The organism is Paenibacillus sp. 1-8 (assembly GCF_056316205.1).
The window spans coordinates 4,237,037-4,258,393 of sequence record NZ_CM149995.1; the positions used below are offsets into that span (position 1 = coordinate 4,237,037).

The 21,357-nt window shown below is 51.6% G+C and carries 26 protein-coding genes and 1 pseudogene; 6 read left to right on the forward strand and 21 right to left on the reverse strand.

All coding sequences use genetic code 11. The features are described 5' to 3' along the window. Positions 1–525: 525 nt before the first annotated feature. Complete coding sequence (locus AC0WRU_RS19450) at positions 526–1,551, forward strand: glycosyltransferase family 4 protein (protein ID WP_476125991.1); 1,026 nt, start codon at positions 526–528, stop codon at positions 1,549–1,551. Between the two features lie 4 nt (positions 1,552–1,555). Here the strand turns inward: AC0WRU_RS19450 and AC0WRU_RS19455 are convergent, their stop codons facing one another. Then, positions 1,556–1,684: a hypothetical protein gene (locus AC0WRU_RS19455; RefSeq protein ID WP_476128721.1), complete on the reverse strand. Its 129-nt coding sequence runs from the start codon at positions 1,682–1,684 to the stop codon at positions 1,556–1,558. Between AC0WRU_RS19455 and AC0WRU_RS19460 the strand changes: the two genes are divergently transcribed. Then, a complete protein-coding gene (locus AC0WRU_RS19460) occupies positions 1,652–1,750 on the forward strand; it encodes a hypothetical protein (protein ID WP_476128683.1) in 99 nt (32 codons plus the stop codon). The two genes, AC0WRU_RS19455 and AC0WRU_RS19460, sit on opposite strands and share 33 nt — an antisense overlap. 17 nt (positions 1,751–1,767) lie before the next feature. On the opposite strand, the pseudogene AC0WRU_RS19465 reads toward AC0WRU_RS19460, so the two are convergent. Then, positions 1,768–1,935: pseudogene (locus tag AC0WRU_RS19465) on the reverse strand (PTS glucose transporter subunit IIA); the annotation flags it as partial. On the opposite strand from AC0WRU_RS19465, the gene AC0WRU_RS19470 reads away from it, so the two are divergent. Then, positions 1,931–2,149 (forward strand): DUF5316 family protein, encoded by a 219-nt coding sequence (locus AC0WRU_RS19470; protein WP_476125992.1) that lies wholly within the window; start codon positions 1,931–1,933, stop codon positions 2,147–2,149. The pseudogene AC0WRU_RS19465 and the gene AC0WRU_RS19470 sit on opposite strands and share 5 nt — an antisense overlap. A 203-nt stretch (positions 2,150–2,352) precedes the next feature. On the opposite strand, the gene AC0WRU_RS19475 is transcribed toward AC0WRU_RS19470, so the two are convergent. The 3 genes from AC0WRU_RS19475 to AC0WRU_RS19485 form a co-directional block, all read right to left on the reverse strand. After that, complete coding sequence (locus AC0WRU_RS19475) at positions 2,353–3,282, reverse strand: NAD-dependent epimerase/dehydratase family protein (RefSeq protein WP_476125993.1); 930 nt, start codon at positions 3,280–3,282, stop codon at positions 2,353–2,355. A gap of 140 nt (positions 3,283–3,422) precedes the next feature. Next, positions 3,423–4,049 carry a DUF1796 family putative cysteine peptidase gene (locus AC0WRU_RS19480; protein ID WP_476125994.1) on the reverse strand — a complete coding sequence of 209 codons (627 nt, stop codon included), beginning with the start codon at positions 4,047–4,049 and terminating at the stop codon, positions 3,423–3,425. Beyond that, entirely contained in the window at positions 4,042–4,689 is a 648-nt protein-coding gene (locus AC0WRU_RS19485; RefSeq protein ID WP_476125995.1) for a DUF1796 family putative cysteine peptidase, read from the reverse strand. Before AC0WRU_RS19485 ends, AC0WRU_RS19480 begins: the two co-directional genes overlap by 8 nt. 202 nt (positions 4,690–4,891) lie before the next feature. On the opposite strand from AC0WRU_RS19485, the gene AC0WRU_RS19490 reads away from it, so the two are divergent. Both AC0WRU_RS19490 and AC0WRU_RS19495 read left to right on the forward strand, forming a co-directional pair. Continuing rightward, entirely contained in the window at positions 4,892–5,239 is a 348-nt protein-coding gene (locus AC0WRU_RS19490) for a hypothetical protein (protein ID WP_476125996.1), read from the forward strand. A 25-nt stretch (positions 5,240–5,264) separates the two neighbouring features. Then, a complete protein-coding gene (locus AC0WRU_RS19495; protein ID WP_149094721.1) occupies positions 5,265–5,687 on the forward strand; it encodes a hypothetical protein in 423 nt (140 codons plus the stop codon). 86 nt (positions 5,688–5,773) lie between these two features. Here the strand turns inward: AC0WRU_RS19495 and AC0WRU_RS19500 are convergent, their stop codons facing one another. From AC0WRU_RS19500 to AC0WRU_RS19515, 4 genes are read right to left on the reverse strand one after another with little or no spacing between them, the layout of a single operon-like run. Further along, positions 5,774–5,947 (reverse strand): hypothetical protein, encoded by a 174-nt coding sequence (locus AC0WRU_RS19500; RefSeq protein ID WP_476125997.1) that lies wholly within the window; start codon positions 5,945–5,947, stop codon positions 5,774–5,776. A 22-nt stretch (positions 5,948–5,969) separates the two neighbouring features. Continuing rightward, positions 5,970–7,190 (reverse strand): glycosyltransferase family 4 protein, encoded by a 1,221-nt coding sequence (locus AC0WRU_RS19505; protein ID WP_476125998.1) that lies wholly within the window; start codon positions 7,188–7,190, stop codon positions 5,970–5,972. Between the two features lie 33 nt (positions 7,191–7,223). Next, entirely contained in the window at positions 7,224–8,450 is a 1,227-nt protein-coding gene (locus tag AC0WRU_RS19510) for a sialidase family protein (protein ID WP_476125999.1), read from the reverse strand. Then, complete coding sequence (locus tag AC0WRU_RS19515; protein WP_476126000.1) at positions 8,450–9,697, reverse strand: WD40/YVTN/BNR-like repeat-containing protein; 1,248 nt, start codon at positions 9,695–9,697, stop codon at positions 8,450–8,452. Before AC0WRU_RS19515 ends, AC0WRU_RS19510 begins: the two co-directional genes overlap by 1 nt. Positions 9,698–9,863: 166 nt before the next feature. Between AC0WRU_RS19515 and AC0WRU_RS19520 the strand changes: the two genes are divergently transcribed. Beyond that, a complete protein-coding gene (locus AC0WRU_RS19520; protein ID WP_476126001.1) occupies positions 9,864–10,250 on the forward strand; it encodes a hypothetical protein in 387 nt (128 codons plus the stop codon). Here AC0WRU_RS19520 and AC0WRU_RS19525 read toward each other — a convergent pair. From AC0WRU_RS19525 to AC0WRU_RS19580, 12 genes are all read right to left on the reverse strand, one after another. Then, positions 10,247–11,446, reverse strand: a complete 1,200-nt coding sequence (locus AC0WRU_RS19525; RefSeq protein WP_476126002.1) for a glycosyltransferase — start codon at positions 11,444–11,446, stop codon at positions 10,247–10,249. The genes AC0WRU_RS19520 and AC0WRU_RS19525 overlap by 4 nt on opposite strands. Before the next feature lie 28 nt (positions 11,447–11,474). Further along, positions 11,475–12,191 (reverse strand): glycosyltransferase, encoded by a 717-nt coding sequence (locus AC0WRU_RS19530; RefSeq protein ID WP_476126003.1) that lies wholly within the window; start codon positions 12,189–12,191, stop codon positions 11,475–11,477. Further along, a complete protein-coding gene (locus tag AC0WRU_RS19535) occupies positions 12,188–13,216 on the reverse strand; it encodes an NAD-dependent epimerase/dehydratase family protein (protein ID WP_476126004.1) in 1,029 nt (342 codons plus the stop codon). Before AC0WRU_RS19535 ends, AC0WRU_RS19530 begins: the two co-directional genes overlap by 4 nt. Continuing rightward, positions 13,174–14,031, reverse strand: a complete 858-nt coding sequence (locus AC0WRU_RS19540; RefSeq protein ID WP_476126005.1) for a dTDP-4-dehydrorhamnose reductase family protein — start codon at positions 14,029–14,031, stop codon at positions 13,174–13,176. The genes AC0WRU_RS19535 and AC0WRU_RS19540 overlap by 43 nt, the downstream gene beginning before the upstream one ends. Then, positions 14,028–15,014 carry a polysaccharide biosynthesis protein gene (locus tag AC0WRU_RS19545; RefSeq protein ID WP_149094715.1) on the reverse strand — a complete coding sequence of 329 codons (987 nt, stop codon included), beginning with the start codon at positions 15,012–15,014 and terminating at the stop codon, positions 14,028–14,030. Before AC0WRU_RS19545 ends, AC0WRU_RS19540 begins: the two co-directional genes overlap by 4 nt. Then, positions 15,007–16,098 carry a non-hydrolyzing UDP-N-acetylglucosamine 2-epimerase gene (gene wecB, locus AC0WRU_RS19550; RefSeq protein ID WP_476126006.1) on the reverse strand — a complete coding sequence of 364 codons (1,092 nt, stop codon included), beginning with the start codon at positions 16,096–16,098 and terminating at the stop codon, positions 15,007–15,009. The genes AC0WRU_RS19545 and wecB overlap by 8 nt, the downstream gene beginning before the upstream one ends. Positions 16,099–16,186: 88 nt before the next feature. Continuing rightward, complete coding sequence (locus AC0WRU_RS19555; protein WP_476126007.1) at positions 16,187–17,872, reverse strand: glycosyltransferase; 1,686 nt, start codon at positions 17,870–17,872, stop codon at positions 16,187–16,189. A 60-nt stretch (positions 17,873–17,932) separates the two neighbouring features. Continuing rightward, on the reverse strand, positions 17,933–19,051 hold the full coding sequence (locus tag AC0WRU_RS19560; protein ID WP_025684986.1) for a CgeB family protein: 1,119 nt from the start codon (positions 19,049–19,051) through the stop codon (positions 17,933–17,935). A gap of 33 nt (positions 19,052–19,084) precedes the next feature. Next, positions 19,085–20,176: a CgeB family protein gene (locus tag AC0WRU_RS19565; protein WP_476126008.1), complete on the reverse strand. Its 1,092-nt coding sequence runs from the start codon at positions 20,174–20,176 to the stop codon at positions 19,085–19,087. A 181-nt stretch (positions 20,177–20,357) separates the two neighbouring features. Further along, on the reverse strand, positions 20,358–20,717 hold the full coding sequence (locus AC0WRU_RS19570; protein WP_476126009.1) for a hypothetical protein: 360 nt from the start codon (positions 20,715–20,717) through the stop codon (positions 20,358–20,360). A gap of 12 nt (positions 20,718–20,729) precedes the next feature. Continuing rightward, on the reverse strand, positions 20,730–21,014 hold the full coding sequence (locus tag AC0WRU_RS19575; protein WP_476126010.1) for a hypothetical protein: 285 nt from the start codon (positions 21,012–21,014) through the stop codon (positions 20,730–20,732). Next, positions 21,014–21,346, reverse strand: a complete 333-nt coding sequence (locus AC0WRU_RS19580) for an alpha-helical endospore appendage domain-containing protein (RefSeq protein WP_025684989.1) — start codon at positions 21,344–21,346, stop codon at positions 21,014–21,016. Before AC0WRU_RS19580 ends, AC0WRU_RS19575 begins: the two co-directional genes overlap by 1 nt. Between the last annotated feature and the right edge of the window lie 11 nt (positions 21,347–21,357).

Here is a 21,357-nt window from a genome sequence, read left to right on the forward strand (position 1 = left end):
GCAGACAGATGGTGCTTCCCATCGCCACCGCCCCCGTATTTCTTGAATTAAACCTATGAGTAGGGTAGAAATCCGGGGACAAAAGCGACCGCTTCGCTTGTATAGCACCATTCCGTCTACTCCGTTTTTTATGTGAATTTTTCTAGTTCAGCTTATATAGAAGCGGCCCCCTCATGCACCTCATGCAACACTTTTAAACTCTAATGTTAATCCCACACATATAACTCCAGCTTAAAGTCACTTAAATATAAGCTTAAAATAATATGTCTAAAATGTGAACGAAAGAATGTACTTTTACACTCGTTAACTTGATGTGATTTTGCCAGAGAAGCAGTGGAGCTCTCCCCCGAGGATACCCGCCTCATCCACAATTATATGCTGATTCAATCCAGGCCTCCATAGATACCCACACCCCGTCCTTTTGCCGGAATACCTTGGTAATAAGAAGCTTTCGATTGGCCGAAGGGGGTTATTGAGATCAAAGTTCTATTTACCTTTTATATACCCAGCGGCGGCGTGGAAACCTTGAACCGCCAACGCTGCAAGGTGCTCAGCCAAGACGGGATTGAATGCCATCTTCTCTACTATCAGCAGGGTTCGGGGATGCAAAACTTGCATGGAGATATTCCCGTGTTTATGACTTCTTCCGAGGGAGATATTTCTAGTCTGATACACACTCACCGTTACGATGCCATCGTCGTCTCGTCGGATTACCAGATGCTCGCAAAACTGCGCATTTTGGGCTATCAGGGTGTGCTAATCTATGAATCACAGGGCTTCGGTCCGCATGTGGAGGCTGCATTGGTAGTAGGCGAAGCCACACCGTTACTTCAAAGATACGCCAATGCAGTACTACTACCCACCACTACGCATCTGGTCGAACTATTTTCCAGCATGTGTCCGTGGCTTAAGCGTTACGTGTTTCCAAACGTACTGGATACCAGCGTATTTAATTATGTACCTAACACTCCTCCGATCAATCCGGTCATTGCATGGGTTGGGCGACTGGAGCCGAACAAAAACTGGAGGCATTTTATCGATATCTCTTACTGGATGCTGCAAAACCGTCCGGATCTTCGCATCTGGATGTTCTATGATAATACCCTTTCGCAGCCAGAGGATAAGGTACAATTCGAGAGCATGGTTACACAGCTTGGCTTGTCCTCCATTGTAGAACGTTTCAACAACGTGCCTCATGCCAAAATGCCTCTGTATTACTCCATGATTGGCGATTCAGGCGGGCATCTGTTGTCCACTTCGCTGGTAGAGGGTTTTGGGTACGCCGTAGCTGAGGCCATGGCTTGCCGCTGCCCCGTACTCAGCTCTGATTCTGACGGGGTGCGAACCTTCATCGACCACAACGTAACGGGTAAATTTTATACGCAAGGAAATATCTCGCAGGCGGTATTGGAGGGACTGGATCTGATGAACAACGTGCCACAACGCGAATCCATTCGCCAGAAGGGGCTGACAAGGATCGTCGACCTGTTAGCACCGGATAAATATGTGCAATCCTTCCGGCAAATGATGAATGCGCTGGGCGTGAGGTAATTTATTATTTTAGCGAATGTCCGAAAAATTCACCTTCCATGTTGCCGTCGAATATGTGAACCTGCTGCGTATATACGAGGCGGATCACCTGCTGAGGCAATTGAACTGTACCGTGAGCGAGGCCGCCACCCAAGTAGGTTTCTCCAATCTGACCTACTTTGGGCGGGTGTTTAAAAAGCTCAAAGTATCTAATATTTAATAACGAATCTCCAGCATGGATATCCTTTTTCCCTTCAGGCTTACCGTATTAATTCCAATGTGAATGAGCAGTTCAACACCATCCTCAGAAATAAGCCCGATTGCAGGTTTTGTTTTGAAAACGGTAATAAGATAAACTACATGGGGGTAATAGAGAAGATAAGAAGAGGGAGGGTTCAGCATGATATATGATTATGCGAGCTGGACAGGAGCGGTCTTCATCATACTCGCCATTATTTTAAGTGGAACAGGGGTTAGTGGTGACCGTATGCGTTCCAATTTTTATATTGAACAGGCGGCGGACCCCGAGGGGAAAGATAGAAAAAACAGATGGAAATGGTCATTTATTTTTATGATCATAGGTTTACTTTTATCTGCTATCTCTATGATTCTAAAATAAAGCCGCCGGGTATAAGGAGAAGCATGTCATGGCTAAACATACGATACAAATTCCATCAAATTTCATCATGGGTGCTGCGGCTTCTGTCTATACTGCTGACCATTCTATCAGGTAAGGGCATATTTTCCTATAAGTAACTGCCAGGCTATACATAAAAAAGAGGCTGATCCCCCAGCCTCTTCCAGAATCCAAACGCTTTCCCGCTACACGCCTTCTTTGCCTGAACCCATACTGCTCACGTACGTTTCCTTCAATCCGGCAGAGATGCCATATAGCGGTTCCCACCGAAGCCAATGTCTCGCGACTGCGTTGCTAAGACAGCTATGGTGAATGTCTCCCACCCGCGCAGCTGAATACACGGGCCGAACGGACGAGCCGTGCAGCTTCAGCAAATCGTAGGCCAGCCGATTGATGGACGTGGTTCGTCCCGTACTCACATGTACTGTACGTTGATCCGCTGCACGTATAGCCGCCATATTGGCTCTGACTACATCCTTGACGTACACGAAATCGCGGGTTTGCGTTCCGTCGCCGTGAATGAGCAAGGGGCTTCCTTTTTTCAGCCGATCCATAAAAAGAGCGACTACACCGCCCTCTCCCTTCGCCGCCTGACCGGGACCATACACATTACCGTAACGCAAAATCGTGTAATTCATGCCATATAACCGATGAAAAAGCCGGATATACGATTCTGCGGTCAGCTTGGAAAGCCCGTAGCCCGAAATCGGCTCCACGGGATCGTCTTCCTGAATATATTGCTTTTGCAGTTCACCGTATACGCCGGATGTGGACGCGAATATCAGCTTGGATACACCAGCTTCATGACAAGCCTGCAACAGATGGATCGTCCCCATCACATTCACATCTGCGTCCACATCTGGTCGATGGATGGATTGCTGGACATCGGCCTGTGCCGCCAAGTGAAACACAATATCCGGGCTTTCCCGAATGAGCAGCGTCCGGGTCTCGGAGCTGCGGATATCCGCCATATGCATGACCGCGCGCGGGTCGACATTTGCGACATTCCCGGTCGTCAGATTATCCAGCACATGCACCCTGATGCCCGAATCAGCAAGCGCACGCACCAGATGGGAACCAATAAATCCGGCTCCCCCGGTGACCAAAGCCTTCACTAGCGCACCCTCCTTTTGAACCGAAGCAAGTTTCTTCCTTTCCCATCATGTTATGCGGCGCTCTACAGCTTGGCGCAGGCGCAGGCACAAGCACAGGCACCAAAGACAATCTAAGACGTACCTCCCAGATGTTCAAATGTTCAGACATGCAGCCTGACGTTTTCCAGCATAAAGCGCCACATCTCATCCTGCCCGCTCCAAATATCCTCAGGCGGCAGCGCCACTGGAACCAGTTGCTCCAGCCCCCAATCCAGCTCCGTCACGCCGGCAGTCCCTGTATAATCCACGAATAACAAGCGAAAATCGTGGGTGATCATCCTTGATAACACGGTGTGCAATTCTACCGCCTGATCCCGGCTTCCCCCCAGACGAACCAGCAGCAGACGGGACGCAAGCGCAGATTTCTCCAGTAGACGTGCAATGCGGCGATCAAGCGTCGTTTTGAATGCAGGATAGGAAGTCAGATGCTCCGATGTATTCTGGGTAACGGGAAAATGGTGTGCCGCCGTAATCTCATACGACGTATCCTCGACCATGAAGTTATACTCGCCGTAATCATGCCCCGTGACACGCAGGCTGGCAAGGTCCATAAATCCGGCGAAACGGGCATCCAGCAAGCGACTGATCTGCGACAAGTTGCCGGAAATCATCCAGTCCAGCGGTCCCGCATACGGACGCAGTCCGTTTTTATCCAGTTGAATGGAAGGCAGGCAATGTCCTCCCAGGCTGAATACAGCGTCATAATCCCCCTGCAATCGCTCAAGCACGCCGTCCTCCCCTTTCCGATGACAAGGACATTCCCTGAAAAAGCATACGCCAGTGCGGATCACTTTGGTAATTCCATACATCGGCAAAAGGCATTTCCACCGCGCATACATTCGCAAGCTGCCAGTCCAACTCGGTCAACTCTGTTACACCGGAACAGTTAACGATGAGCAGACGAAATTCATGCGCCATCATGCCGGACAAGATGCGCTCCAGCTCCTCTACCTCTGCATAGGTTCCCAGCATACGGACGAACAAGCTGCGCTGCGCCTTCTGCGTTTTTGCAAAAAAACGTTCGATACGGCGGTCTATCTTCTCTCTGAACTCCGGATAAGTCGCCAGATCGGCGGACGTATTGCGTTCCTGTGGGAAATCATGTACCGAGATCACGTTATAATCGATATCCCTGACCATATAGTTCAGTTGGCTCGTACCAACAACACTTAAATTGGGCAAATCCATAAACCCGGCAAACCGGTTTTCCAGCAAGCGGTTCACATCGGACAGCGTGTCAGACATCATCCAGTCCAGCACCCCGGCAAACGGCCGCAGGCGGTTCTTTTCCAATTGAATGGCAGGCGTGCAGTTTTGCCCCAAACTGAAGACCGCATCATATTCCCCTGCCAGTTGTGCAAGTCTCATAGCCGTGCCTCCTTTTTTAAAGCGACCTTTCTCCTCAGGCCGCAGGTTGTTCCACGCTACATTACATGCACAGCTCGGCTAAAAGGGTTGGACACCGGCGCGTATTTTGTCAAAAAAGGCGTACAACTATCCAGTCCAGACATGGCACATTTTCATATGATATAAGGCTGGTATACAACGGAATTCAAGGAGGCTACAGGATATGGCCGTGTTTCTTTTATCTGCTGATCATCACCTCGCTTATGACAGCGCCAGTATCCAGAGCTGCCATGTGACCCTGTTCAATCGTGAAAAGAGACCTGTCGATGTACTGTTGGAAATAGGGAATGATGGCGGCGTTTTCCGGCGGCAGCTCCTTAGCCTTAGCGCTTCTCCCGAAGCCGGCTCCGTCGTACAGCTCAAGGATATGGAGACAGCCCAAAATCCTTTTTACCTGCGGGTGGTCACGAGTATATGCAATCCGGAAACGCTATTTATTTTGGCTGAATTTGTAGAGGATGGGAACGTGGTTGCTATGCGTACAGCCAGTCATTTTACCGTGACGCCCTAATACACGGACAGGAGAGGAAGAAGGTATGTTAAAATATTCGGTACAAAACAAAGCCGATGCAGGCACACATGCGCTGCCTTTTCAGGTCACCGGACAGGAGAACGTGCTATCTACGTTGATCATTCCTGCGAGTGAGTCTGAAGGACGTATTGTCATTGAAGCCTCCTTGGCATGGGAAAATCCGCTGCTCAACTGGGATATCGGAGAGCTGGATATCCGGCTGCGTCGCAACGACGGGCAGGGTCCCGTGCTGGACTGGTTGCAGGATTCCTGCTATCAGGAGGGTTTTGCCGAGCTAAGGTATGAGGAAACCGTGGAACAGACAGCGCCATATGTATATTGCCTGACCGTGCAATCGGCTGACCGCAGGGCCGTTGTCACGGGTCCACTCGTGATCCAAGGCTCGGTCTACGAAGATTCGGTTGATGAAAACCCGGACGGAACATGATCTGAAATCATCCAAAAGGCAGGCAGGGAACCACGTCCCCGCCTGCCTTTTACAATTGCTCCAGATGTATTAAATTACTGTCGTTCTCATGGCACAGTTTGTTTGAGACGTTCCAGAATTTCAGTGTCCGGTAGCTTATAATGTTCCGGTAACGAGGTGTTAATCCGGTTCCATATTTCATAATCCACCTCAAAATCTGGGTGCGACTGCTGGATTTCAAAAATACGGTTGTACAAGTCTCCAACTACAGGAAAAGTCATGCTCCCCCTCCTCACTATCGAATCAACGTACTTGATTGAGCGCTTGCCCGTAAATACCCACGAGCCGTGCAATCATGACATCCAGAGACCAATGCGCAGTTCCCCATGTCTTGGCACGGTTCCCCATGGCCATACGCACGTCATCCTGAGCCAGCAAATGCTGCAAATGAGCTGCCAACGCCTCCACATCGCCAACCAGGGAAACCAGTCCAGTACGTTCATGCTCCACCATTTCCGGGAGTCCACCCGCATTCGATACCACTGCCGGAAGCCCCGAAACCTGCGCCTCCATAACCGAAAAGGGCTGATTATCCTGTATGCTCGGATGAACAAAAATATCTGCCAGTTGCAAAAGGGCAGGCACATCTTCACGATGCCCGAGGAAAACTACCTCTTCCACCAGCCCCAGCTCCTTCGCCTGTGTTTGAAGCTCTTCCCTTTTGTCCCCCTCTCCAACAATCCAGCACACCCAATCCGTACGCCTTGCTTTCAGCAAGCCAAGAGCGCTTATTAGATAATGCAGTCCTTTGATATATACCAGCCGTGAGGGACAAATAATGACTTTTTTCCCCTCGGGTCGTGTCATGTCCGTTCCCTTCGCCTGGACTTCCCAAAAGCGCTCGGTATCCAGGCCATATTGGAAGGTGGCAATCTGCTGCTCTGGCACTTCAAATTCACGGACGAGCGTCTGTTTCATCCATTCCGTAGACGTAATGGTAATATCAGCGGACAGAGCGCCATAGTGCTCCAGCGCCCAATAATATTTCCACATCAAGGTCTCGCGGTAACCCTCCTCATGATCCCGTTCGAGAGCCATCATAACTTCGCGAGCCAGCGAGCCATGAATATTGGCTACCAACGCACTGTCCTTACGTTTGACCCGGCTTAGAGCACGCGTCGCAATGACATCCTGCGTGTGAATGATATCGTACTGATCCACCCCAAAATATGCCGCCGCCAGCTCCATACAGTATCGATCCTTTTCCACGGTCTGCACCCATGAATCCAAATGTAATACAGGTACAGCCGACTCATTCAGCTTCGCATCCAGCATGGGCAGCAGTTGAGCCTTCAGCAGCTCCCTATCTTCAAAAACAATATGGTATTTAGGTGTATCCGGTCCGTTCCCCATCAAGTCTACCGTGTGACCCAGTAGCTCCAGTCTCCGTTTAATTTGCAGCATAAAGGGCCATACGCCACCCAAATGAGGAATCGGCCAGTACGTAGCCAACAAAATTTTCAAAACAGCCTCACCTCCTCTGTCTCGTACGCTGAGCTACATTCCGTTACTTCCGTAAATTTGCTGGAAACCCGATAACGCATCTGTCCATACCGCAAAAAATCCATTATTCGGCACGATCGTTACATCAATAAAATTACCTATCGTGACGACTGGAACCGGACTAATCCCGTTAGGATTAAAGGAGTTGTCTGTTACTCTGCGGTTTGTAAAGGTAAGCCCGCCGTCCGCTGATTCGGCCAGAAATACATCTAATAAAGAGAGGGATAGTTGATTGGTATAGTATACGATCTTAATCACACCGGTCACGGGCGATACATCAATGGCCGGGAAAAAATGCTGTGCCCCTGCACTGGCCCCTGTCACCGATTGCGGCGCAGTCCAGCTTAATCCACCATCCACCGACCGGGCGAGCAGTACATCTGCATACCCTGCCCGATTATCCTGCCAGACCGCATAAAGTGTGCCCTGATTCGGGCTAGTAGAATGATCTACGGCAATATTAGCCGCCGGCAGCACATTGAAGCCAAACCCGGGCACGGGCAACGGACTCGGAACCGGGACAACAGAAGACACAGGTAGCGAGGAACTGAACGCTGTCCCCCCATTGAAGGACACAATGACCTGGTATCCATTAACAGGATTGGTCACAAGGTACCCGACATAAATCACCCCTGTAATGTTCACGGTGATTTCCCCCCGCGTGATCTGATTGGAGCCAGCGGTGAGCACCACGGGTGTATCCCATGTGATCCCTCCATCCTGTGATCGCTGGAAAAACATGACCGAGCCGCCGAAAAAGTCGGGATTGTACTGATGCGTATAACATAAATAGATGTTTCCGGTATAGGAGCTAACCTGAGACGTATCGAATGTCACGCCTACTTCAACATTATTGACAAATGTCCCATACCCCCGCTGGGCAATCACGGGCGGATCAAATGTATTGCCATTGTCTCTGGACACGTAAGTAGCGATGGTACCGTTCAAACCGTCTGCGGTAAATACGTGACAGGCTATGACGAACAAGTTGGGAAAGCCGTAGCTGACGCTATGGGATTCCGCCCCTACATATCCGGCTGGCAGTGGTAAAATCTGCTGTGTGAAGGATACACCGCCGTTGCCGGAACGGTAGACTGCCGTCAACGGCGGTCCCGTCGTAAAATCGATAGCCGCAGACACAATGGTACCGTCGAGCAGGTTGAAAGCTACACTCGGCTCCTGCGCCAGCCTTCCGTTAGGCGTAAGCTGCACATTCGGCATCAGGCTCCACCTCCCGGTACACCGGCAAAAATCGTCAGACTGCCAGTGCGCGTATCCGTCCAGACGGCAATGTAGCTATTCGGCGGCACAATGGCTACATCAATATAGTCACCAAGCACCTCCACTGGGCCTACTCCACCCCCAGCATTCGGGTTAAAGGAGGTCGTCGTCAGGCGGCTGTTCACGAAGGTGTTACCTCCATCGGACGACTGGGCGGTGAATACATCCAGATTAAAACCGTCCAAGCGATTGGTGTAGTATACGATAGCAATAAGTCCCGTCTTGGGCGAAACCGAAATTGCAGGAAAGAAATTTTGCGAGCCAGGCGGGCTGTCCGTCACGACGACCGGAGCACTCCATGTTGTGCCGAAATTGAGTGATTTGGACATTAAAATATTGCTGTATCCCTGACCAAAGTCCTGCCAAACGGCATATAACGTATTTGTTGTAGAAGGCACACCCGAGCAGTCCGCGGCCAAGCTGGGAATATTCAGTATCCGAAAGCTGTAACCGGGGACGGGCAAGGGACTGGGTACAAGCGTTATGTTGGATACGAGAATATCCCCGCTAAAGATAGCCCCTCCATCAAAGGATCGCCGGATAAAATAAGCCGGTGTCTGCGGACCCGTACGAATCCAGCTGACATAGACGCTTCCATATTTGTCGACCGCAGGCTCAGGTCGCTCCGTGGAGGATTGGATATTCGAAAGCAATAACGGTCGGTCCCAAGTTAATCCTCCATCAATGGAGCGTTGATAGAACGCCACAGACCGGGCATTAAACTCTATATTGTATTGACGGTTATACGTGACATAGACATGCCCGAGATAGGGGCTGGCTCCGGCGTTATCTGTTGTAATATTGGTCCAGTCATTATTAATGTAATCTCCAAAGCCCGGATTAATGACCACCGGAGGAGCAAAGGTTGCTCCATCGTCCGTAGAGCGGTAGATCGCGACAGCCCCGTTTTCATTTCCCGGAAACACATGTGCGGATACGATAAAAATATTGGGAAACAGATAGGCTACCATTCCCGCCTCAGCTCCTGTATATCCCGGCGGAAGCGGCAGTAAAGAATCGGTCCAGTCCGCCCCTGCGTCCAATGATCGGTAAAGACCAATGAGAGGGGGCCCGCTACTAAAGTCAACAGCGACAGCCACCACAATATTCGGATTCAACAAATTAACAGCGACACTCGGCTCAAACTTGGGTAAACCGCTGGGTGTCACTTGAAAATTTAAAGGCATCGCGAGCATTCCTTTCATTGCAAATTGGTAATCATGGAAGGGGTATCTCCAAAAATGTACCTTTTTTCGGCATAGCCTACCGACAAGCATACAAGCTTTCTATTCAGTAGATTCATAGTATAGGAGCATCCCTTCGGGGGTTTTCCAATATTCTGTTTTCGAAAGGATGATTCATTTGGCTTTTACAACCGGCTATATGACAAACACCAGAGATTTTGGTACTGCCTGCTCCAATATCGTTGTGAATGTGGTCAATGAGGATACGGTGAACGCGGCAATCGTGACGGTACAAATTTTTTTCTCGCTCGTACCGGATACCAAGATACCCTTGTACGTGTCATCGATTAGCGTACCTGCAAATTCCATTGCCCGACGTACCTTTTTTGTACAAGGTGTACTTGCCTATGAGGTACAATACAACGTAGTCTCCGCTGCACCCGCAAATGTGGTGCTTTCCAACTTCGGACTGGACCAATTCGGCAATGTTGTACAGGAGCATCGTGTCCTTCAGTCGGAGTTGACCACGATCCCGGCGCTGTCTCCTGTCAGCTAAAAGCAACCCCGTTCCAGAGCCTGATGCAGCCCGTGGGTGTAATACACGTAATTCCATTCCGGCGGTACGGAATGGACTCCTCGGCCGCTGCCTATGGCGGAATGGTCATCTGTATAATAGGAAAAGGCATGTGTATCCTGTAGCGGGCGCAGCAAATCGGTCAGATACAGCAGATCCGTCACAGCGATATAAGGTTTGACACCGTAGCACACAACAAAGCGGGTAACCGTTTCCCCAATCGCCTGAACGAGTGCTTCCCTGACCGAATAGTGCGGTCTTGGCGTTACGATTAGCCGAGGATCGAGCATCATCGGCAGGAAGGAAGAGGCGCCCTGTTCCGGCGTAAGATCCAGCAACCGCACCAAGCAATTGCTGTAATGCTGCTCTAGCAGGTTATCCAGCAGCGGCTCAGCCTGAGTCATATCCGTGACGGGCATGAGAATGGTCATTTCAAGCGGAATACTCCGGCGCGCTCTTGCCTCATGCTTGGCGACTTGAAATGCGTGCCGCCAGCGTCGATGCTCCTTCTGGCTGTGCAAGCTGGCCGATACACTAAAAGCAGAATTCACCCGGTAATCCATAAGGATCTCCGGGATGAATTTCATGCTGCACGTCTCGGTCAGCCGCAGCCAGTAATCATAATCCTCCACGGGTTGCAACCGATAGCCGCCGATCCGGCGGGCATATTTGCTTTTGTACATAAATGAAACCCCAACAATGCTGGCGTTCAGCAGTTCCTCATGCGACTGGCTCTGATACCGGATCAGCGCTTGTTGATGCTGCTCATCATACAACGGGCTTCCTGAAGCATCAATCTGGCGGAAGGTGGAGAATACAAGGCCGAGCGAGTCCGGCCCGTGCTCCAGCTCTCGTCGCAGTCGTTCTATAAAGCCGGGATAATATACATTGTCACTGGATACCCAGGTCACATATGTGATCGCAGGATCTTGGAACAACTCGTCAAACCCCCGGTTGAGGGCACTGGATACTCCTTTGTTCTGAGGGAGTGTAACCAACTGAACACGCGGGTCCCCCATTGCTGCGTTGAGCGCCGGCCCTACCATTTCTGGCGCTCCGTCAATAACAATGATAAAGCGAAATGCCCTGTAGCTCTGAGCTAGTACGGATGAGATCGCAGCTTGTAGATAACCGATATCCTGTTTGTACAGCGGCATAACAATCCCCGTATCTACCATATCAATCCCCCCTGACAGACTTCCGGCTTCATGAGGATAAACCGCTCAACAGCTGACTGAAGCGATCTTGATAACGCGCTTGGGTTATGTTGTACTCCCGTTCAACGGCCGGCCAATGCTTTTGGGTTCCCATTTCATCATGCCAACGATAGTTGACCAGCGGCTCGTTCAGAAAAGGAAATGGATATCGCGCCAGCATCACTCGGTACCACATATCCAGATCATGGGTATATGGCAGCAATTCATCGAACAGACCGATATGTGAGAACAGCTCCTTTTTAAACATGACCGTGCATCCGTTGACCGGATTTCCTTGCTGGAAAAAACGATAAAACTCCGGTAGGGAAGGAAACACAGCCGCCGCCTGATGGGTTGTAATCTGGCTGTAGTTATTGATGAAATTGAAATTGGTGTGAGAGATATACGCGCCTTGTTCCACCATAAAAGATACCTGGTTGTTTATTTTGTCCATATGATAGGTATCATCTGAGCTGAGCCACGCAATGTAATCGCCACTAGCATGCCGAATGCCATGATTCAGTGCGCTGGCCGTTCCTCCATTGGCTTTCCCTAAATAATGTATATACGGAAGATAAGGTTGAAGCAATTCGGTATGTGTCGTGGAACCGTCATCGACGACAATAATTTCAAGCGGACCGTAGGTTTGCTCTAATGCGCTTTGCAGAGCCTGATCCACGTATCCACAGTTATAAAATGGAATGACGATCGTTACACTCGGTCTCATATCGTTCCTTCCTTTCCGGCTCGGTGGTATCGGATCATATCCTCCAACGATTGCCCCAACTGTATAATCGGCCTCCACCCCATGTCCTCCAGCTCCTCGGCCCGGTATGCATCCGTAGACGCTGATTCTGCCGCGTCCCCCCATTGGATGGCGACAGGTGTCTCAGCCAGTGCAACCATACGTTCCACAATGTCGCCCAGCTCCACGATGCGACCTGTACAGACCGGGTAAATCTGCCCCGGCACACCTTGCTCCAGCAGCACACCATATGCGCGGACGGCATCGCGCACGTCGAGAAAATCACGCTGCGCATGCCGGGAAGATACCCGGAACGGTGCGGGTTCGAGTGCGGGCAAAGGCTCAGGAGCTGATTCGGTTGCCGACTCCCTGTACGTGCGCTCTGTACTGATGATATGACCTGCCAGCAATGCGCAAAAGCCGGTGGAGGGACCCGGGCCAATCAGATTACAGGGCTCCGCCAGCATGACGGATTGGCCGAACAACGCGCTCCAGGAGAGCGCGACTGCCTCTTGAAGGCTTTTGCTGAGACTGTACGGATGCGATGGATGATATGGAGCCTGCAAAGCCGCTTTCAGCCGGGAACCCGCCACGACAATCCGGGCTGTGGGAAAAGGGCGCAGCGCATCCAGCAGATACAGCGTGGACAGCACATTGGATTCCATGTAGAGCAGCGGGCTTTGCCATGATTCGGGCACCGAATTTTTACCACCCAGATGGAGCACATAATCCGGCGCAATCTGGCCTATCACTTCGCGAAGACGTTCCTTATCGAGCAAATCGCATACATAAGACGTGATGTAGAAGCTGGTGCCAGAATTTGCGCTGGAGTTCTCATCACCGTTCAACTGCAAGATCAGCTCCCGGGCGGAAGCAGCCGTGCGGGTCAGCGCCGCTACCTCCCAGCCGAGCTTTGCAAAATGGCGGCAGGCGTGTATCCCGGTATAGCCTGCCGCTCCAGTAATTACAATGACGGGCCGACGTTGTTCCGCTGTGCTTCTGTCCATTCCAGCAGCTCCTTCAGCATAATGCTGTAGTGAGGAACATCGTAGAGCAGATCGGCCCGGGTAGAACGAAGTGTCCGGTCTTGCACCGGCTCATCCTTCGGCACGATCCGAATATCCTCCCTCTTCCAGATGACCTTGAATAACAGCAACAGATCATACTTGCTGATCGGTTCAGGATGAACCAGATGAATGAGTCCATCCAGCGGCTCATTCATCAACACTTGTATAGCCTTAGCCAGCTCCAGCGTTGTAACCCCGTTCCAAAAGACGCGGCGATACCCGCCAACGTCCCCGCTCTGCTGCAAGAACCAGTTCAGCAGACCAATGCCTCCCGGCCGGATTTCCGGGCCGATAATGGAGGTGCGAATCGTCAAATGTCCCGGCGCCTTCACTTCTCCGAGTATTTTCGTCAATGCATAGGCGCTTGTCCCGTCAGGCTGATCCGTCTCTTGATATAGACCTGGCACCCGCTTCCCTTCAAATACGCAGTCCGTGCTGATATGAATGAAACGGGCGCCGATGCTATCCGCCGTCCGCTGGAGAAGGTGCGGCAGCAGACCGTTAATTTGATATGCTGTAACCTGATCCTCTCCGGCATACTGGTTCAGCACACCCACCGCGTTAATAATGATGTCAGGCCGCACGCTCCGCACCAACTGCTCCACCATAAAACTGTCGTTCACATCCAGCAGCAGGCCACCTTTATTCTTGGGATCACGCGTGGTGTAAAACACGTTATATCCGCCCTGCTTTTGAAAGTAATCGACCAGCACATGGCCTGCCATGCCGTTACCGCCCAAAATAAGAAGCTTCATTTAATGAACCCCCCGCTCTGGAGAATCCTCCGTATCTCCTCTTTGGACATCAGATTGAACTCCGAGCTAAAGCTGCTGAACGACACTGGAGGGCATTGCTTGTAGCGATCCTTTAGTTGGGGGATATTCAGCGTTGGCAGAATGACCAAATACTGCTCGTCGTACACGACCGTCGTCAGACTTTCAAAGTCGCTCATTAAAATCTCATGAATTTTCTCGCCAGGACGGACACCTTTTTCTACAATTTCTACATTCTCCACGCCCGAATCCTCGATGAGCACCTCTGCCAAATCCACAATGCGGCAGGTTGGCATGGTCATGATGAAAATTTCCCCGCCGATACTTTCCACCGACGCCTTGAACAGTAGACTGATCGCATCCCGCAAAGTCAGGAAAAAGCGCGTCATGTTCATATCTGTGATCGAAACGGTACCCTTTTGGCGAATCTGGCTCTGAAAAAGATGCACCACACTTCCGTTCGTGCCCAATACATTGCCGCCACGCACCGTAACGAACTGCGTATCGCTATTCAGCAAATTGGCGTAGACAATCAGCTTTTCACCAATCGCCTTGGTCATCCCGTAAAAATTGGATGGGTTCGCGGCCTTGTCAGTCGATATATAAATGACTTTCTTGACCTGATTGATGACAGCGGCTTCGATCACGTTTTGGGTGCCTACCACATTCGTTTTGAGTGCTTCATAGGGCTGATCTTCACATACAGGTACGTGCTTGAGAGCCGCCAAATGAAATACATAGTCCACACCCTGACAGGCGGTAACCAGTGCATCCTTATCCCGAATATCCCCGATGCAGAAGCTAAGTCGTTCATCCTCAAACTGCCTGTTCATCGCAACCTGACTCGATTCTCCGCGCGAAAAGATAATGACCTCTTTGGGGTTACGCGGCAGTAACTGGGTAACCAGCTCATGCCCCCAGGAGCCGGTACCGCCGGTAACCAAGATACGTTGGTTTTCAAACATGCCGTTTCCCTCCAAGCAGAAATTTGACTACCTTATCAGACACATCCTGCGCCAGATATCCTGCGGGACATTGCCACTTATGCTTCATCCCGGTCATTAAGGCTACCGCGTTCGCTATGACCTCTCCATCCAGTCCAGACACGATATTGCTTCCGCAATCTACGGTTTCTGGCCGTTCCGTCGTCCGGCGCATCGTGACCGTCGGCACCCCCATGACACAGCATTCTTCCTGTACGGTACCGCTGTCCGTCAAAGCGCAGCGCGCATGCCGCTCTAGCAGAACGAAGTCAAAAAAACCGAACGGTTCGTGGAGCTCCACCAGCGGATCAAGCTGGATCGGCGGATGGCTCGCGATACGAGCGGCGGTGCGGGGATGAATACTGCAAATGACCCGCTGCCCGGACTGCTGCGCTACCCGATTCAGGCCATCCAGAATAGCCAGCAAATGCGGCGGATGGTCGACATTTTCGGCTCTGTGGGCGGTCACCAGGAAATATTGCCCCGGCGACAGTCCCAGCTTTTTCAAAATGTCGCTGCTGGACACTTCTTTCTCGTAATGCTGCATCACTTCGTAAATCGGGTTTCCGGTCAATATAATTCGTTGGCTCGGGAAGCCTTCACGTATTAGATGCTGTTTGCTTTGCTCCGTATACGGCATATTAATCGTAGAAATCGCGTCAATGACGCGGCGATTCTTCTCTTCCGGTACATCCAGATCATAGCAGCGGTTCCCCGCCTCCATGTGCACGACCGGGTAGCCCATACGTTCCGCAAGCAAGGCGCACAGGGCGCTGTTCGTATCACCGAGCAGCAGCACATGATCCGGGCGCTCCTTGTTTAAAATATCCTCCATCTGCGAGTACATGGCAGACAGCTGTTTCCCCAGCGTCCCCGCCTTCTCCTGAAGCACATAATCCGGGGCGCGCAGCCCCAGTTCGCGGAAGAATTGCCCGCTCAGGCTTTCCGTGTAATTTTGGCCCGTATGCACAAGCACATGCTGATTCGCATGGCGATCCAGCTTCGGAATAATCAGGCTGAGCCGTATAATTTCCGGTCTTGTGCCGAGCACGGTCAATATTTTCATCGTGTTGGAACCCACCTTTGCTGTCGTTGTTTTCCAGCAGACTGTCTGTGCTCCAGTTAAACGTTCACCTCAACGGTCCGGCGTGCTTTCACCCGGACCGTTGTCTTTTGTGGCGCCCAGCCTTGAGCGCTAGTCGCTTCCGCTTGTACGGATGCAGATGCCTCGACGACACAGGCTTGAGCTTGAGTTTTCGTTTGAGCTTCCGCTTCAACCTGAGCTTCTGTCTGGACTTGGATTTCGGCAGAAGCCTTGACGGAAACCAGCGAATGCGATGGCTCCTGCTGCCGGTGTTGCTCTTACCCTTGCGCTTGCGATTGCGCGGTCTGATATGCTTGCGTCTCGCCCGAATGCCACGCTTGCCATGATGCAGGTCTGCCTGTGGCTCCGGCTGTGGCTCTGGTACAGGAGCGGGTGGCTGTGGCAAGCCCGGAATGGCCGCATACTCGATAGGTGGCAGACCGAGCACAGACAGTTGACACACCACCGATTCGGGAAATTCCCGAATCGTGCTGGTATATGCCTCCGGTATAGCGGTGACCTGACGCAGCCCTTCTCCCTCCCGCGTCCATACCGGACCACCCGGCTGCTGAATCAGCGGAAACCACTGCGGATAATGAAACACCCATTGGCTGACCATGACGTGCAGGTTGTTTTGATAGGAATCAGGTCCGTATACACGTGTAGCCGCGCTGTGGTTCCATACACCAATCCGTTCCACTTCCTCGGGATGATTGAGCAGATAGCCCACTTTTTCCGCCAGCATATCGCTGTTTCCCGGCTCTACCAAAAACTCTGTATTTCCGGTCGCCTCCATCAGCTCCACAAGTCCGCCCTGCGCAAAGGCCACCACGGGCTTGCCGTAAACCAGACCCTCCAGGGCCGTCATACCAAAGCCTTCCTCCACCATACTGGGGATCACAACGATATCCATTGCGCTATAAGCGGTGGATACAGATTCCTCAAATGAGCTGAACTGGAAGCGGCGGCTGTATCGGGATTGGCGGATTAAAGAAACGCATTTCACGTAATATTCCGAGTCCACCGAGCTGCCGATGATCCAGAAGCGGCAGCTCGAATTCGTTTCACACAGCTTCAGGGCCATTTGAATAAAAGGCAACAGTCCTTTGGCTTCGTAGATAAAGGAAGAAATATAACCAATACAAATATGTGATTCCTTCAACCCCAGCTTTTCACGTTTGCGTTTCCGTTGCAGCACATGCTCTTTGTGCGGCGGCATATCCATATCCCGACAAGGAGACAACACCGTATGCGGCCGTGTCAGCCCCGCCCCGTGCAAAGGCCGCAAGACAGCTTGCGAAATGCCGATGACCCATCGGCTGTAGCGCTCAATGATGGAGACCGAGACAGGTGTATGCTCATTCTGGTTAATAACTTCGGTTATTTTCCAGACCACCGGAATATTCAACTCATGGGAAGCCATCGCAGGCATGACGTTCACACAGGTATTGACCAGCACCACATCTGGACGCGCTTGCTGTAGCAACTGGAGCAACGGTGCGTACGAAGCATGGTTTCGCAAATTCTCCGCATCTTGCGCCAATCCCTCATACGGGGTATACATGCCGTGCAGCATGGGCAGGTTCTGAATTTGGACGGTAATCCCGCGCTTGCGGGCAATCGTGGTCAGCCGCCCTTCACCGGGCGTCACCAGAATGCAGTCGAAGTACGTACGAATGTCTACACAAAATTGCAATAACAGCTTCTCCGCTCCCGTAATGCTGCGGACATTGCTGACATGGCTGAACAGCATCATTTTCGGTTTGATCGGAGTTCACCTCCTTTAAAATAACGACCATCGGACGTACGAACCGAATTAAGGAAATACGACCGACAGCAGTTGGTCAATCCGGTGACCGTACGTATGCTCACGCAAGGTCCGTTCCAGAGCACGCAGGGCAATCTCACGGCGTTCCTTTTCGTGTGTCAAATAAAACTCGATCTTCTCCAGCAGCTCCTGCTGGGAACTGTACGTCTCGATCTCTTCTCCCGGCTTGTAAAAACGAGCCAAATCATCCCGTGTGTCGGTGAGCTGCAAGGTGCCGCTGGCAGAAATTTCGAACGTGCGCGGATTCGGCGACGCCCCCGGAATTTTCAGGGCATTGTTATTCACCGAATCATCCTGATGTGAGCGATGAAGATTAATGACAATTTTGCTGCCGTTATACGTATCATTCGTCTCGACCGGAGACATCCAGCGGCCCAGCTCGATTTTATCGCCGTACGATTGATAATCTGGGAGACGATCCCACCAGATTCCGTTGATTTTAATATTACGGGCCATAAGCTGCGGCATAATCGGATTAAAGAAATAGATGCGATTCCAGTAGGCCGAGCCGGTAAACCCGATTTCACGCCGTACGGAAGCGGGAGAGCTAAGCGGGAAATATTGAGTCAGAAACGCCGCAAAGGGCAAGTAATGTACAGATGAGCAGCCGAGCTGACGGTACATTTCGATGCAGTTCAGCTCCAGCGTGAACACATGGTCATAATGCGTAACAATTTTGGTCGTCGTGTCCGTATAATAGGGATCATCCGTTAGCCAAATCGCGGTCGGAATGCCCAACTGACCTACCGCTTTCACCTGCTCCAGCGGAAGATCCATCCCATCCAGCGCCAGCATCAGATTCGGACGGAGCTGAGCAGCAATATCACCTACTGGCTGACGTGGATCAGTTACGGTAACCTGAGCCGTCATACTTTGCAACGTGGTAATCACCGCTTCATCCAGTGGAGAATAGGGAAGACCTTTACCCGAGACTACATACAGCACATGGATTTGCCGAAAAGGGAAAACTGCCTTCGTACGGGCAAGAATCGCATTGGCGCGTCCGCGCAAATAGCCTTCGTCGTAGCCGTCATTGGTTCCCGCAGCTCTCCCCTTTTCCCAGGAGGTTGTGGCCGGGTCCAACGGTCCTGTCGTAGATATCGTCATCACTTTCACTCCTCACTATTTATGGTGTTTACTTTAGGCCATCGCCTTGTCCAGCAATTCTTCCATACGATTCGAGTACATATGCTTTTGCATGGTCGTGTGCAGTGCGCGCCAGGCCACGCGTTCACGTTCCCAGTCATGCTTGAGATAGTAGTCCAGCTTGACCTGCAGCTCCTCTGCTCCACCAAAGGTTTCAATGTCATAGCCTGGTCGGTAATAGCGGTTCAGATCCTTCCGAATGTCCGTCATCTGTAGCGTGCCGCAGGCAGCAATTTCGTAGGTCCGGGGATTAATGGACTCCGCGGATAGCTGATGCGTATTCCGGTTATCCAGTCCGGAATCTGTTGGGCGGTGTATATTGATGACAATTTTGGAGCCGTTATAATATTTGGCTGTTTCCTCTGGCTCCATAAAACCCGGACGGATAAAGCGTTCCAGCACATCCCGTCGGGTCAGCCGATCCCAGTGCCCACCTACGATCAGCACTCTTTTGTCCGCCAAGAAGGGAGCGAGGTGGTCAAACAGCTTCACACGGTTCCAGAAGGCATTTCCAATGAAGCAAATATCATGCTGATGCTCCCGCTCTACCCGCCGGGGATAAAAGATACGGGCTGACGCAGCAAGCGGCAAATAGTGTACCCTCGTTACTCCCTGATCGCGATAAAACGGCAGGCAAGAAATTTCGTGCGTAAATACGACATTGTAGGATAGACTGATCAACGCCGTATCCTCCGTAAAGTAAGGATCATCTACAAACCATATGGCCGTCCGAATGCCCAGGGCTCGTATTTGCTGCACCTGCTCCAGATGATCCGCCGGAAAAACATGCAGCCCGTTCATGACCAGTACGAGGTCTGGACGGTGAGCCTCGGCGTCAGCCAGCATCGTGGCAGGAGTACCGATGGCGCATGAGCTGCATATTTGGCTTAATGCCTCTTGAACACCTGTGTCTATAGCTGCGAAGCCTTGCGGAATATACAACACTTTCAGCTGGCGAACAGCAGGCTGTATTGCCACGACCTGTGACAGAGCAGCCGTGCAACCGCCCATTCTGCGTCCTTCCCGATAGCCGCATCGGTATGCTTCGCGTTCATTTCCGCTTCGTTGATCGTTCACATCCTTCACCCTGTCCTGTTGTAGGATAAACTTCTGTCACTCCTAAACTATATGCGGAGGGGTCAAACGCATCATGGACGACTGCCACTGCCCGGACAAAATTGGCGTTTGCCCGTCCAACTGCCGAACCGCAAACAACCCCGAAGCTACTAGCTTCGGGGGATGAGCAGTAATAGATAATTTGCACAGTTTACTGAGCCTTGTAAGCGACCTGGTGGCCATCTTCATAACCTTTGGCAAAGCCTGAATTGAAACCCTCGTTGTAAGCTGCATCATATCCCTGCTGAAATGCCTGCGGATCATGCTCCAGTACAACAGGCTCGGGCTGTGGATTCTCCGCAGCAGGGGCTGCCGCCGGGGTGGGCTGAGGTTTTTTCTGCCGACGCCGATGAGGACGACTTCTGCGGGCGGAGTGAAGCCCTCTTTTACGCCGTCTTAAAGCAAGCAGACGTTTTCTTCTCAGCTTTAATCTTCGGATGCTCGAACGCCGGGTGCTTTTGCGTCTTTTGCGGACTTTTCCCCGCGTGACGCGTTCCCACCTTATTCTCATTTTCATTCCTCCTTAGTTTCCTCGTCGTTGTTTCGTTTTTGGAACAGGTAGCTGGAGCCACGGCTGAGTCGGTTTTCCATACACCTGCCGTCTTAAGGGGATGCCCGCCAACATCTGCGTGATTTCCCCCTGGTAGTTGCTGAGCATACGAATGGTTTCCACCAGACGGGTAGCGGACATATCTGCATGGGGCGTCAAGTCCGCAAGACTGCTCAGCATCCGGGCAACGGCGTGCTGGCTGGCAGCAATGGACTCCATCATATCCAGCTTGATCTCACGTTCGCGCCTCATGCTCATTAGCTCATATCCCCCGGTCCCATTCCTCCCATCATCCCTTCCATTCCGCCACCTTGCTGCTCATCCTGATCCAGTAATGCCTTGAGATTACTGCACAGTCCGGTTTGAAGCCGGGTTAAACCCTCCAGCATTTCCACCATCTGCTCATGAATTTCCAAAGGCCGTCCCAATTGTTCTTCATCCGTGTCAAATGCGCGAGGCTCCAAATGGTTCAGCGTCCAATTACGCATTTTTTCGGCTTCTACCGCCTTGGCCTCCAGGATCATGGACACATTCCATTGCATTTTGGAAGCTGCGTCCAGCATATGAATCATTGCCTTTTCCCTACTCATGTGTTCACTCC